Below are 12,882 nucleotides of genomic sequence, written 5' to 3' on the forward strand. Positions count from 1 at the left end.
GTCATGGGTGCCACGCTCAGGGACGTGGCACGGCTCGCCGACGTGTCGGTGAAGACGGTCTCCAACGTCGTGAACGGCTATCCCCACGTCAGCGCGGCCGTCCGCCACCGGGTCCGGGCGGCGGTCGAGGAACTCGGCTACCGGCCCAACGCCGCCGCGCGCCACCTGCGCACCGGACGCAGCGGAATGCTCGCCCTGGTCGTGTCGGCGGTCGACCTGCCGTACGCCGACGAACTCGCGCGGGAGGTCACCGACGCCGCCGCGCGGCGCGGCTACCGGGTCAGCGTCGAACAGATCGCGGCCGACCCGGAGCCCTCACCCGCCCGCCCGACGCCGGTCGACGGGGTGCTGCTGGGCGCCGCTGCCCCGGCGCCCAGGCTGGTCGAGGCGCGCGCCGCGGCCGGGACCCCGGTCGTGCTGCTCGGCGAGAGCGGCGACGGGCGCTGCGACCACGTCGCGATCGACCACGCCCGCGCCGCCCGGGACGCGACCGAGCACCTCCTGGCCTCGGGCCGGCGCGACATCGCCGCCATCGGCGCCCACCCACCCGGCTCCGCCGCCACCGCCCAGCCGCGCACCGCCGGCTACCGGGCGGCGATGCGCCGCGCCGGGCTCGCACCGCCGCCGGGATACCTGCGACCGGCCCGGCGCCACCGGCGCGCCGACGGCTACCGCGCCGCGCGGGAGCTGCTGGACCACCGGCGGCGCCCGGACGCCCTCTTCTGCTTCTCGGACCTGTTGGCGATCGGCGCCATGCGGGCCGTCTTCGATGCCGGACTCAGCGTTCCCGAGGACCTCGCCGTCATCGGCGTCGGCGACCTCGAGGAGGGGCGCTACTCCCGCCCGGCCCTGAGCACCGTCTCGGCCGACACCGCCTTCATCGCCCGCGAGGCCGTCGCCCGGATCGTCGCCCGGATCAGCCACCCGGACGCCGCCGTCGTCCAGGTCACCGCCCCGCACGCGGTGCTGGCGCGGGAGAGCTGCGGCGTCACGGCCTCAGCGCGGGCGGGCCGTGGCGGTCCGGGGCGGGGCGGGCGCGGGTAGTCGCGGTCAGCCGCCGGCGGCGAACCGGTCCAGGGCGCGCACGACGTGGTGCCGCGTCTCGGCGGTGCCCAGGTGTCCCGCCTCCTCGACCACGATCAGCTCCGAGTCCGGCCAGGCCTGGTGGAGCTCCCACGCGGTGACGATCCCACCGCCCAGGTCGAGCCGGCCGTGGATCAGCACGCCGGGGATGCCGGCCAGCCGGTGCGCGTCGCGTAGCAGCTCGCCCTCCTCCAGCCAGACGCCGTGCGAGAAGTACCAGGAGCAGATCCGCACCATGGCGGTGCGGGCGGCCGACGGGCGGTCGCCGTACGGGTTGTGCGCGCCCTTCGTCTCCGCCGAGACCACCGCGTCCTCCCAGGCGCACCAGTCGATGGTGGCCCGCTCCCGCACCGCCGGGTCGGGGTCCTCCAGCAGCCGGGCGTACGCGGCCACCACGTCGCCGTCGCGCGGGGTGCCCGGGGCGCCGGCGAGGAAGCGGTCCCACTGCTCGGGGAAGAACCGGCCGACTCCCCGGTAGAGCCAGTCGATCTCCGAGCGGCGGCTCATGGTGACGGCGGCGATGACGATCGCGGAGACCCGGTCGGGGTGCCGCTCGGCGTACGCGAGGATGAGGGTGGACCCCCACGAGCCGCCGTGCAGCAGCCAGCGGTCGACGCCCAGGTGCTCGCGCAGCCGTTCCATGTCGGCGACCAGGTGGTGCGTGGTGTTGTGCCGCATCGGCGTGGCCGGGTCGCTCGCGTGCGGCGTGCTGCGGCCGCAGCCGCGCTGGTCGAACAGGATCACCCGGTAGCGGTCCGGGTCGAAGAAGCGGCGGACCTCGGTGCCGCAGCCCGACCCCGGCCCGCCGTGCACGACGAGGGCGGGTGTGCCGTGCGGGTTGCCGCAGGCCTCCCAGTGGACGGCGTTGCCGTCACCGACGTCGAGCATGCCGTGCTCGTACGGTTCGATCGGCGGATACCGCTCGTCCATCGCGCCTTCCCCTCGGCCAGATACAACAGCGCTGTTACATTACGCCACATGTCCGAACGCCCGCCCGGCCCGGAACTGCTCGGCACCCGGCTGCGCCACCTGCTGGAGCTGCTCGACGGGGCCGTCGCCGCCAGCTACGCCGATGTGGGCCTGCCCGGGTTCCGGCCCCGCTTCACCCCGGTGATCCGGGCGCTGGCCCGGACCGGCCCCGCCGCGATCCGCGACCTGGCCCGGGCCACCGGCGTGACGCACTCCGCCGCCAGCCAGACGGTGGCGCAGATGGCGAGGGAGGGCCTGGTCACCCTCGCTCCCGGGGACGACGGCCGGCAGCGCATCGTCCACCTGACCGGCCGCGCCGAGTCGCTGCTGCCGGTGCTCGACGCGGAGTGGGCGGCGACCACCGAGGCGGCCGGCAGGCTCGAGGCGGAGCTGTCGTACCCGCTGAGCCGGGTCGTCGACGAGGCGCTCGCCGCCCTGGGTCGGCGTCCGATGCGCCAGCGGATCGCCGACGTGCTGTCCGAGTCCACGACCTGACCGACCCGACGGCCGCACGGGCACACCGGACGTGGGCCGGCAGGATGCGGGCATGGCCGGTGCCGGGGTGGGTATGCGCGGCGCCGGGAGGCGGGCGCCTCCGGGATCGAGGGGGTCATGGGAGCCGCCACCGGTGTCGTCGGCCTGGTCATCGTCGTCGCCGTCGTCGCGCTGCTGCTGGCGCTGAGCGTACGGATGGTGCAGCAGTACCAGCGGGGCATCGTGTTCCGCTTCGGACGGGTGCTGGAGGGGATCCGGGAACCCGGGCTGCGGTTCATCGTGCCGATCGCCGACCGGATGGTCCGGGTCAGCATGCAGACCACCGTCATCGGGGTACCCGCCCAGGGCGCCATCACCCGCGACAACGTGACCCTCACCGTCGACGCGGTCGTCTACTACCGGGTCGTCGACCCGGTGAAGGCGCTGGTCAACGTCCACGACTACCCGTCGGCGGTGCTCCAGGTGGCGCAGACCGCGTTGCGGTCGGTCATCGGCAAGGCCGACCTGGACACGGTGCTCGGCGACCGGGACCGGGTCAACGCCGAACTCAAGGCCGTGATCGACGCGCCCACCGAGAAGCCGTGGGGGCTGCTGATCGAGCGGGTGGAGGTGAAGGACGTCTCGCTGCCGGAGGGGATGAAGCGCTCGATGTCCCGGCAGGCGGAGGCGGAGCGGGAACGCCGGGCCCGGGTCATCGCGGCCGACGGCGAGTTCCAGGCGTCGCGGCGGCTTGCCGACGCCTCGCGGGCGATGGCCGAGACGCCCGGGGCCTACCAGCTGCGGCTGCTGCAGACCGTGGTGGACGTGGCGGCGGAGAAGAACAGCACCCTGGTGATGCCCTTCCCGGTGGAGCTGCTGCGCTTCTTCGACCGGTTGGCGCCCGGCGGCGCCGGCCCGGTGGGTCCGGCGGAGTCGGCGGAGTCGGCGGAGCCGCCGCTGCCGAGCGTCGCCGGGGACGGCCACCGCCGCGAGGAGCGGCGCTGACGGGACAGCGCATATACCGGTAGCGGATATATGCTGTCGCCATGAGTGACGCCCCGATGCGGGAACCCACGTTCCTGATCCTCACCGCCCTGGCGGAAACCCCCCAGCACGGCTACGGCGTGGTGGAGGACGTCCTGCGCATCTCCGACGGCCGGGTCCGGCTCCGGGCCGGCACCCTCTACGCCGTGCTCGACCGGCTGCGCGCCGACGGACTGATCGAGGTGGACCGGGAGGAGGTCGTGCAGTCCCGGCTGCGCCGCTACTACCGGCTCACCGCGCTGGGCGCCCGCCGGCTGGCCGAGGAGGCCGCCCGGCTGCGGGCCAACGCCGACGCCGCCGCGGCCCGGCTGCGCCGCCGGGACCTGCTGCCCTCCGGCGGTGCCGCGTGACCCACCGCGACCTGGAGACCCGCTACCGTCGGCTGCTCGCCGTCCACCCCTGGGAACACCGCCGGGTGTACGAGGAGGAGATGCTCGCCGTGCTGCTGGCCGGCGCCCGACCGGGGCAACGCCGGCCCTCACCCGCCGAGACGGTCGACCTCGTCGCCGCCGGCCTGCGCGCCCGGCTGCGGATCACCGCGCGCGGGCTGACCGACCCCGCCTGGGCCGACGCCTCCGCCGTCACCGGCCTGGTCACCGGCCTGATGCTCCTCGCCCTGGCCGGGCACGCGCTGCTCACCCGGCTGGCCGTCGACCCCCGGCTGCCCCCGACCGCCGTCGTGCCCGGCGCCGACGCGGTCGACTGGCTACGGCTGCTCGGCTGGGCCGGGGTCTGCCTCGCCGCGCTGCTCGGCCGGCGGCGGGTCGCCGCCGCGCTCGCCGCCACCGGCGTGCTCGCCTGGGCGGTGCTGGTCGCGCCGCAGGTCACCGACAACCCCACCTACGTGGTCGACACCCTGCCGCAGCTCCTGCTCGCCGTGGTCACGGCCGGTGCCCTCGTCGTGTCGGCGCCCGGCCGCCGCGCCGTCGAGGTGCTGGGGGTGCGCCGGCTCGTCGTCCTCGCCGCCGCACCGCTGACCATGGCGGCGGTGCTGCTGCTCAACCGGCACACCAGCCCCGCGTTCGACAACACCGGCCCGACCACCCTGTACGTGCTTTACGGTCTCGAGGCCGGTGCCGAGTGGGTGATCTGGCTCTACGTCGCCGCCCTGGCCGGCGCCGCGCTCGCCCTGCTCGGCAGCCTCGCCACGCTCGCCCCGCCGGTACGACGACGCGTGGTCGTCCTGCTCATGCCGGTGCCGGCGCTGATCGTGTCCATCGACACGACGCTCGGCGGGTGGATGACGTCCACCCGGCACCTGGGTCACGCGATCCCGCTCGTGCCGGCCCAGTGGGCCCTGCTCGTGCTGGTGCCCCCGGTGACCTTCCTGGCCGGGGTGCTGATCGTCCGGCGTCGGGAGGAGACCCTGCGGATGCTGCGCCTCGGCCGGGCCGCGGACCGCGAGCGGCCCGCCGACTGAGCGGCCCGCCGACTGGGCGGCACCCGGTCCCGGCCCGCCGTCGTCCGGACCCGGGGAAGGCAACGGTTGCGTGAATGGACCACAATGCTCGGGTGCCCCTGATCCGTGTCCATTTCCGACCGAGTGGGGAGACCGTCGCGTGACCGGCGACTGGCAGCTGTCCGGCTACACCCCGGTCCGGCAACTCGGCGCCGGTGCCTCCGGCCGGGTGCTGCTGGCCACCCACGACGCGACCGGCACTCCCGTCGCGATCAAGTACCTGACCCGCGCCGTCGGTGACGACCCGTCGTTCCGGGAAGCCTTCCGCGCCGAGGCCCGCCTGCTCGTCGAGGTCGACGACCCGAACGTGTCCCGGCTCTACGAGTACGCCGAGTCGCCGGCCGGCGCGGCCATCGTGATGGAACTCGTCAACGGCGTCAGCCTGCGGCAGATGCTCCGCGCCCACGGCCCCACCGAGCCGGAGGCGGCGCTCTGCGTCCTCAAGGGCTCCCTCGCCGGGCTCGCCGCCGCGCACGCCCGTGGCGTGGTGCACCGCGACTACAAACCCGAGAACGTGCTGGTCGGCGTCGACGGGCGGAGCAAGCTCGCCGACTTCGGCATCGCCGTGCCGGTGGGCGAGGACTCCGGCGGGTCGGTCAGCGGCACCCCCCGTTACCTGGCCCCCGAACAGTGGACCGGCGCGCCGGCCGGTCCCGCCTGCGACATCTACGCCGCCACGGCCACCTTCTACGAGTGCCTCACCGGCCGCCCCCCGTACGACGGGCGGGACCTGATCACCCTGCGCGACCAGCACACGCAGGCGCCGATCCCCACCGATCCGGCCCCGCCGCCCGTGCACGACCTGCTCCGGCAGGGCATGGCCAAGCAGCCCGCCGACCGACCGCAACCGGCCGACGTCTTCCTCGCCCGGTTGGAACAGGCCGCCGGCGACGCGTACGGCGAGGACTGGGAGGAGCGGGGCCTGCGCGAGCTGGCTCGCCGGGCCGCCCTGCTCGCGGCGCTCTTCCCGTTCCCCGACCGGGTCGACGGCACCACCAGCCTGGCCAGCACCACCCTCGGTGCCGAGCAGCCGACGCCGGCGCGCGGCAGGGGCCGGGGCGCGCTGCTCGGGATCGGACTGGTTGCCGCCCTGCTCGTCGGGGGAGCGGGCCTGACCTACGCTGCCCGGAACGACTCGTCGGCGTTGACCGCGGCGGGCAAGGGCTCCTCCGCCATCACCCTGCTCACCCCGAGCCCGCCCACCGCCGCGCCGGCCAGCACGGGCGCGCCGTCCCCTTCCGGCGCCACCGCCGATTCCAGCGAGAGCGCCGGCGCCAGGGCGACGCCCACCCCCCGCCGCACCGCGATTTCCGGCTCGCTCCCGCCGGCCAGTCCGTCGGCGCCGCAGGACGCCACCGCGCCGATCGTCGGCAAGGTCGACGCCAGCCCCACCCAGCTCGAACCCCGGGGGTGCCCGTTCGGGGACCGGTCGAGCACGGTCACCGCGACCGTCTCCGACGACCGCACCACCGCGGACAAGCTGCGCGTCGTCTTCCGCTACACCCTGGAGGGCGTCACCCGTGAGGTGCCCATGGGGCCCGTCGGGAGCGACGTGTTCCAGGGCACCCTGGGCGACCTGCCCGCGCCGAGGTCGGACACCCGCATCCCGATCGAGGTGACCGCCGTTGACGCCGCCGGCAACGCCTCCCCGCCGGCGGGACCGGTGTACGTGTCGCTCGACTCGCTCTGCGTCCTCGGCTAGGGGACGGCCGTGCAACCACGACGGTCCGTGACGGAAGGTGAACCGGGATGACCACGCCGGACGAGCGGGGCGGGGCGCTGCCCGCCCGGGACGAACCCACCGCCCACCTGTCGGAGGTGCCGGAGCGGCCGACCGCACGGCCGACGCCCGGGCCACGGTCGGCCGGAGAACCCACCGTGCAGCTGGCAGCGGGCGAGCCGACCGCCCACGTCGCGGCGGGTGACCTCGCCGGTGACGCGACCGTGCGGCTGACGGCGGCGGAGGCCACCACCCTCGGCCGCGTCGACGAGACCGTGCGGCGGGAACCGGTCGCGGTCACCCACCTCGACGACACCACCGCCGGGGCGACCGCGTCGACGGTCGGCGCGGCGGCCACCGGCCGGGGCGTACCGGCTGCTGCGGCGCCGGTCACCCACGTCGGCGAGGTGCGGTTCGGGCCGGGCGTGCCGGCGGCTCCCGCCTGGCCGGTGGCGGCGCCGCGCCGGTCCCGCCCGCTGCGCCGGCGGATCACCGCCGTGCTCTCCGCGCTGCTCACCGTGGCGCTGGTCGCCGCGGTCGGGTTCTGGCTGTGGGAGCGGCTCAGCCCACTGGAGGTCACCGGTGTGCGGGTGGCCGTGCCGCAGCCCGCCGGCAACCGGTGCGACGTGACCGTGGAGGTGGTGGCCACCGTGGACACCAACGGCCGGGGCGGCGTCATCGAATACCAGTGGCTTCGCTCCGGCTCGTCGCCCGGCGCGATCCTCACCGAGCGCACCGGTTGGCGACAGCGGACCGCGACGTTCACCCTGAAGTGGACGTTCAGCGGCGTCGGCAGCACCACCGAGACGGCCACCGTCAACATCGTCTCGCCCACCCCGACCCAGGCCGCGACGCAGGTCAGCTACACCTGCCGCCGGCCGTGAGAACGTTTCCCCGGATCCGGGCCGGGGTAGGTCCCGGACCGACCGACCCGACGGACCGTGTGGAGGGCCTACATGAAAGACAACTTCGGCGACGCGGTAGGTGACGCCCTCCGCGCCGTGATGCTCTTCCTGCCCAAGGCCGTCGCCTTCGTGGCGATCCTGGTGGTGGGCTGGCTGATCGCCAAGGCCGTGCTGAAGATCGTGGACAAGGTGCTCGAGCGGGTGCACTTCGACAAGGCGGTCGAGCGGGGCGGTATCAAGACCGCGCTGGCCCGCTCCCGCTACGACGCCAGCGACATCGTGGCCAAGCTCGCCTACTACGGGGTCCTGCTGGTCACCCTCCAGCTCGCCTTCGGCATCTGGGGGCCGAACCCGATCTCCGACCTGATCGCGGGGGTCATCGCCTGGCTGCCGCGGGCGTTCGTCGCGATCGTCATCGTGGTGGTGGCCGCCGCGATCGCCACCGCCGTGAAGGACATCATCAGCAGCGCCCTCGGCGGCCTCTCCTACGGGCGGGTGCTGGCCAACATCGCCTCGGTGTTCCTCCTCGGCCTGGGCGTCATCGCCGCGCTCAACCAGATCGGTGTCGCCACCGCGGTGACCACCCCGGTGCTGATCGCCGTCCTCGCCACCATCGGCGGCATCCTGATCGTCGGTGTCGGCGGCGGGCTGGTCCGGCCGATGCAGAGCCGGTGGGAGTCCTGGCTGACCCGCGCCGAGCAGGAGTCGCAGCTGATCGCGACGCACGCCCGGGCGTACCAGGCCGGCAAGCGGGACGTGCGCGCCCACCTGGCGCCGCCGGTCACCGCGTACGACGAGGCCGAGCGCACCCAGCCGGTGCCCCGCGACGACGACGCGGACCGTACCCAGGTGGTGCCCCGCGCCGACGAGGCGGAGCTGACCCAGCCGGTCGCCCCGTACGCCGGCCCGGACGCCACCCAGCCGGTGGCGCCGCGGCAGTCGACCCCGACGCACGACGAGCCGACGCCGGCCGACAACGAGTCCACCATGATCATCCCGCAGGGGGACGTCGACAGGTCCCGCCGCTGACCGATCCGCGCCGACCGGGGTGGGGCCCAGCAGGGGTCCCACCCCGGTTCGCGTCCGGCCGGCGTCCCGCGTAACGGGATCGCCGCCGGGCCCGACGCCGTTTAGCATCGGCGGCATGACCTGGCGATGTTGATCCGTAACCGAAGGCCGCACCCGCGGGCCACCGCGGACGCCGTACCTCTCCGGCGTCCGTACCGTCCCGTGGAAAGGCCGTCATGCCCATCACCGCCACGCGGGTGTCCGACCCCCGCGTCCGCCGCCTCGCGGCCACGCTCTACGCCTACGCGTTCCTCACCGACTGCGTGCTGCTCTACCCGGTCTACGCGCTGCTGTTCAGCGACACCGGCCTGTCGATCGGCGAGATCTCCGCGCTCTTCGTGATCTGGTCGGCGACCAGCATCGTGCTGGAGGTGCCCTCCGGCGCCTGGGCCGACGCGGTCTCTCGCCGGCTGCTGGTCTGCCTGGGGCCGGTGCTCGCCGGCGCCGGCTTCGCCCTGTGGGTGCTGACGCCGTCCTGGTGGGCGTTCGCCGTCGGGTTCGTCCTCTGGGGAGCCGGCGGGGCGCTCACCTCCGGCGCCCTCGAAGCGCTGGTCTTCACCGAACTGGACCGCCTCGGCGCCGCCGGCCGGTACGCCCGCACCATGGGCCGGGCGAAGACGGCCGGGGTGCTCGGCGCCCTCGCCTCGATCGCCCTCGCCGGTCCGGTGCTCGCCCTCGGCGGCTACCCGGCCGTCGGCGCGGCCAGCGTCCTGGCCGGCCTGCTGGCCGCCGCCGTCGCCACCCGCCTGCCCGAACACCGCCCGGCAGCGGCCGCGCCGCCGGGCGCCCCGGACGACGGCGACGAGCTGGGCTGGCTCGCGAGCCTACGGGCCGGGCTCGCCGAAGCCCGGGCCGACCGACGGGTACGCGCCGCGCTGCTGCTGGTCCCGGCGGTGAGCGCCGTCTGGGGCGCCCTCGACGAGTACACGCCGCTGCTGGCCCGGGACACCGGCGTCGCCGGGTCGACGGTGCCGCTGCTGCTCCTGCTCCTCTGGGTCGGGGTCACCGCGGGTGGGCTGCTCGCCCCGGCGGGGGCGCGGCTGACCACCCGCGGGTACGCCGCGCTGGTTGCCGTCGCCGCTGGGGCGCTGGCCGCCGGAGCGCTGGTCCGGCACCCGGCCGGCTTCGCGCTGATCGGCGTCGCGTTCTGCGCCTTCCAGCTGGCGACGGTGCTCGCCGACGCCCGGTTGCAGGCCCGGATCGCCGGGCCCGGCCGGGCCACGGTCACCTCGGTGGCGGGAATGGCCACCGACGTCGCCGTCATCGCCGTCTACGGCGGCTACGCCCTGCTCGCCGCCGCGGGCGGCAACGCGTTCGCCTTCGCGGTGGCGGCCGTGCCGTACCTGGTGGTGGTGCTCTGGTTGCTGCGTCCGGCGGACGGGCAGCCGCCGCCTCGGGCGCTGCCGGAGCCGGTGGCCGGGCACGGCGGCCGGCCGGTCTGACCCGCAGCGTTCCGCTTTCGGCCCTCGGCCCCGCCTCGGCCTGGCCCCGCCCTGGCCCCGCCCCGGCCCTGGCGTCGGGGCGCGCGGTCGTCCTTGGCTGACCTGGTCGGTGCCTGCCGGCTGTTGGCAGGGACGGTGGTGCGTGCCGCGTCGACGGCGTGGGGAGGGGATGCCGGGTGAGGCGTGATACCTCAGGGGCATCAATATGCCTGTGAGGTATCACGCCTCTGCTGGTGTCCGATTCCGTTCGGGCCAGGGGGCGGAGCGGCCCTGGGCGCGCCCGGTCAGGCAGTCGCCGGCTGGTGCCGGTTCACTTCCCGGACTCCAGCAGTTGCTTGAGCGCGGCCAGCCGGTCCCGCCAGTAGCCCTTGAGCCGGGCCGCCTCCTCGGCGTCGGCGAGCTTCTCGTGCACCACCGCCACCTGTGCCTTCGCCTCGCCCTTCGCGGTGAACCCGGCCACGATCCGGGTCGGCCCGCCCGCCCAGTCGGCGCGGAAGGTCTTCGGCGCGGTCGCCGTCCGTACCCGGATCTCCACGTCGGGCAGCCACCGCCGGCGCAGCGTCTCGTCGGCGAACGCCTCGAACAGACGCTGCACCGGTACGGCCACCGTCCGGCTGCCGCCGGCCTCCCACCGGCCGTCGCGACGCTGCCCGGGGGCGCGGAGCCCGCGCGCCTGCTCGTACCCGACAGTGAGGGCCTGCGCCCACCAGCCGGGCACCTCGTGGGCGGTCACCAGCCAGCGGGCGATCTCGGTGTGGGTGCGCTGGGTCCCGCCCCACTCGTCGAGCAGGGTGAACCATCCGTCCCAGGTGCGGCCGGTGCGTTCCCGGATCATCGCCTCGGAGATCCGGTCGGTCTGTCCGGCCCCGGCGGCTGGCGCGGAGATCCCGGCCGCCGCCGGGCCCGACTCGGCGGAAGCGGCCGGGGCCGGTTCGACGGAACCGCCCGGCGTCGGGGCCGGTTCGGCGGGACCGGCCGGCGTCGGGACCGCCTCGGCCGGCGGCTGGCCCGCCTCGGCCGGCGTCGGGACCGCCTCGGACGGGGGCTGGGGCGACTCGGCGGGTGTGGCTCCGGTGAGCAGGTGCCGGCGGGCGGTCGTGTAGCTTTCGCCGGTCTTGTCCATCCGGGCGCGGATCCGGGACTTGAAGGTCTTCTGGCGCGTCATCACATGCTCCCTGTCGACGGCGCGGCCGTGGGACTCACGCTCCCGTTGACCCCGCCGTTGCCTGGGCATGCGGCACGGCGTCCCGAGGACCCGAGGTCCCCTCTGCCTCCGCGACGCCGGCGGCGTGAGCACCGGTAAGGAGGTTGGGCGCGGGACGGCGCCGAGGTCATGTTAACCCGGGGCCGGCGGCGTCGGCGAGCAGGTCGGCCCGTCAGTCGGGCAGGGCGTCCAGGTAGACCCAGCGGCCGTCCTCGCGGACGAATCGGCTGCGTTCGTCGAGCGTCCCCGCCCGTCCCGACTCGCGGTAGTGCGCCCGGAACCGCACGGTGCCGGTGGTGTCGAAGAGGCCACCGGCGTCGGTGTCCAGGATCTCCAGCCGGGTCCACCGCTCGCCGGGGTCCAGGCGCAGCCGGGCGGGCCGGGTCGTGGAGTGCCAGCTGCGCAGGAGGTAGTCGGCGTCGCCGACGGCGAAGGCGCTGAACCGGGAGCGCATCAGCGCCTCGGCCGTCCCGGCCGTGCCCTCGCCGCGGTGTACCGGGCCGCAGCAGTCGGCGTACGGCAGCCCGGAGCCGCACGGGCAGGGCCGGTTCGGGTCGTCGGCCGCGCTCCGGCGGGCTCCTCGTTTCGCCACCCGGCCATCCTGCCCCACCCGGCCCGCACCCGGACCGGCAGGCAGGCGGTTCCGGCGCTCCGGAACCGACGAGCGATGGCCGGGGCGGGCCCGCTCGGGCAGGGGCGGGCCAGGAGGACCGGTCAGCCGAAGACCGCGGCGAACGGGCGGCGGTTCGCCTCGTCCGGCACCGCGAAGACCACCAGGTCGAACCGGCCCGCGTACGGGCCGTCCGGGCCGAGCAGGGCGGCGAACGCGCCGGCCACCTGGACCGGGTCGTTGCGGAACATCCCGCACCCCCAGGCGCCGAGGACCAGCCGCCGGTGCCCGTGCGCCAGCGCCACGCCGAGCACCCGCCCGGCCCGGCGCCGCAGCATCCCACCCAGGTCGGCCGGCTCCCGCAGCGCGCCCGCGTTCGGCGCCGCCGCGGTCAGGAACGCCATCCGGTAGGGCGGCACCAGTCGCCCGGAGTCGTCCCGGAACACCGGCACGTCGGGGGAGTAGATCACCCGGTCGCTGTAGAGCGGGTCCCGGTGCTCCCGGTGGTACGCGTAGAACTCCGGCACCGTCCGCAGGGCGGCGGCCAGCGCCGACGACCGGGCGAGGCTCTCCTCCTGGGCGTGCGCGCCGGTGGCGTACCCGCCGCCCGGGTTCTTCGCCGAGGCGAAGTTCAGGCAGGCGACCTGGTCCGGGCCGGCCACGGCCAGCCGGTGGCCGGCGGCGAGGCTGGTCTCGCCGGTCACCTCCACGCTCGACGGTCCGGCCGGGCCCGGTTCGGGCAGCGGCTCATCGGGCAGGTGCAGGGTCGACGGCGGCACCGCGCCGTAGTCGCCCGCCGCGACGAGGCGGTCGGTCTCGGCGGCCAGCGCCGCCCGCTCGGTCCGGTTCACCGGCCCATCATGCCGGCCCGACCGAGAAAGGTCCGTCCCGGACCGGCGTGACC

General features: G+C 75.6%; 13 protein-coding genes. 9 read left to right on the forward strand and 4 right to left on the reverse strand.

Annotated elements, in window-relative coordinates:
- Positions 1 to 24: 24 nt before the first annotated feature.
- Entirely contained in the window at positions 25 to 1,044 is a 1,020-nt protein-coding gene (locus AC5L3Z_RS20750; protein ID WP_494844316.1) for a LacI family DNA-binding transcriptional regulator, read from the forward strand.
- Between the two features lie 6 nt (positions 1,045 to 1,050).
- Here AC5L3Z_RS20750 and pip read toward each other — a convergent pair whose 3' ends face one another.
- Positions 1,051 to 2,013, reverse strand: coding sequence for a prolyl aminopeptidase (gene pip / locus AC5L3Z_RS20755; RefSeq protein WP_494844317.1), 963 nt, complete (start codon positions 2,011 to 2,013; stop codon positions 1,051 to 1,053).
- Positions 2,014 to 2,061: 48 nt separating this feature from the next.
- Between pip and AC5L3Z_RS20760 the strand changes: the two genes are divergently transcribed.
- The 8 genes from AC5L3Z_RS20760 (at position 2,062) to AC5L3Z_RS20795 (ending at position 10,164) form a co-directional block, all read left to right on the forward strand.
- Positions 2,062 to 2,547, forward strand: coding sequence for a MarR family winged helix-turn-helix transcriptional regulator (locus AC5L3Z_RS20760; protein ID WP_494844319.1), 486 nt, complete (start codon positions 2,062 to 2,064; stop codon positions 2,545 to 2,547).
- 117 nt (positions 2,548 to 2,664) lie between these two features.
- Positions 2,665 to 3,531 carry an SPFH domain-containing protein gene (locus tag AC5L3Z_RS20765; RefSeq protein WP_494844321.1) on the forward strand — a complete coding sequence of 289 codons (867 nt, stop codon included), beginning with the start codon at positions 2,665 to 2,667 and terminating at the stop codon, positions 3,529 to 3,531.
- Between the two features lie 41 nt (positions 3,532 to 3,572).
- The gene (locus AC5L3Z_RS20770) at positions 3,573 to 3,920 is read left to right on the forward strand and encodes a PadR family transcriptional regulator (RefSeq protein ID WP_494844323.1); all 348 of its coding nucleotides are present in this window, start codon (positions 3,573 to 3,575) and stop codon (positions 3,918 to 3,920) included.
- Positions 3,917 to 4,990 (forward strand): hypothetical protein, encoded by a 1,074-nt coding sequence (locus AC5L3Z_RS20775; protein ID WP_494844325.1) that lies wholly within the window; start codon positions 3,917 to 3,919, stop codon positions 4,988 to 4,990. The genes AC5L3Z_RS20770 and AC5L3Z_RS20775 overlap by 4 nt, the downstream gene beginning before the upstream one ends.
- A gap of 139 nt (positions 4,991 to 5,129) precedes the next feature.
- The gene (locus AC5L3Z_RS20780) at positions 5,130 to 6,731 is read left to right on the forward strand and encodes a serine/threonine-protein kinase (RefSeq protein WP_494844327.1); all 1,602 of its coding nucleotides are present in this window, start codon (positions 5,130 to 5,132) and stop codon (positions 6,729 to 6,731) included.
- 47 nt (positions 6,732 to 6,778) lie between these two features.
- On the forward strand, positions 6,779 to 7,633 hold the full coding sequence (locus AC5L3Z_RS20785) for a hypothetical protein (RefSeq protein ID WP_494844329.1): 855 nt from the start codon (positions 6,779 to 6,781) through the stop codon (positions 7,631 to 7,633).
- Positions 7,634 to 7,705: 72 nt separating this feature from the next.
- Entirely contained in the window at positions 7,706 to 8,683 is a 978-nt protein-coding gene (locus AC5L3Z_RS20790; protein WP_494844331.1) for a mechanosensitive ion channel family protein, read from the forward strand.
- Between the two features lie 215 nt (positions 8,684 to 8,898).
- A complete protein-coding gene (locus AC5L3Z_RS20795; protein ID WP_494844333.1) occupies positions 8,899 to 10,164 on the forward strand; it encodes an MFS transporter in 1,266 nt (421 codons plus the stop codon).
- 310 nt (positions 10,165 to 10,474) lie between these two features.
- Here the strand turns inward: AC5L3Z_RS20795 and AC5L3Z_RS20800 are convergent, their stop codons facing one another.
- From AC5L3Z_RS20800 to AC5L3Z_RS20810, 3 genes are all read right to left on the reverse strand, one after another.
- Positions 10,475 to 11,329 carry a DUF4287 domain-containing protein gene (locus tag AC5L3Z_RS20800; RefSeq protein WP_494844334.1) on the reverse strand — a complete coding sequence of 285 codons (855 nt, stop codon included), beginning with the start codon at positions 11,327 to 11,329 and terminating at the stop codon, positions 10,475 to 10,477.
- 211 nt (positions 11,330 to 11,540) lie between these two features.
- Positions 11,541 to 11,960, reverse strand: a complete 420-nt coding sequence (locus AC5L3Z_RS20805) for a YchJ family protein (RefSeq protein WP_494844336.1) — start codon at positions 11,958 to 11,960, stop codon at positions 11,541 to 11,543.
- 122 nt (positions 11,961 to 12,082) lie between these two features.
- Complete coding sequence (locus AC5L3Z_RS20810; protein ID WP_494844338.1) at positions 12,083 to 12,829, reverse strand: TIGR02452 family protein; 747 nt, start codon at positions 12,827 to 12,829, stop codon at positions 12,083 to 12,085.
- Positions 12,830 to 12,882 lie beyond the last annotated feature (53 nt).

The sequence above is a fragment of the Micromonospora sp. LZ37 genome (assembly GCF_059359015.1).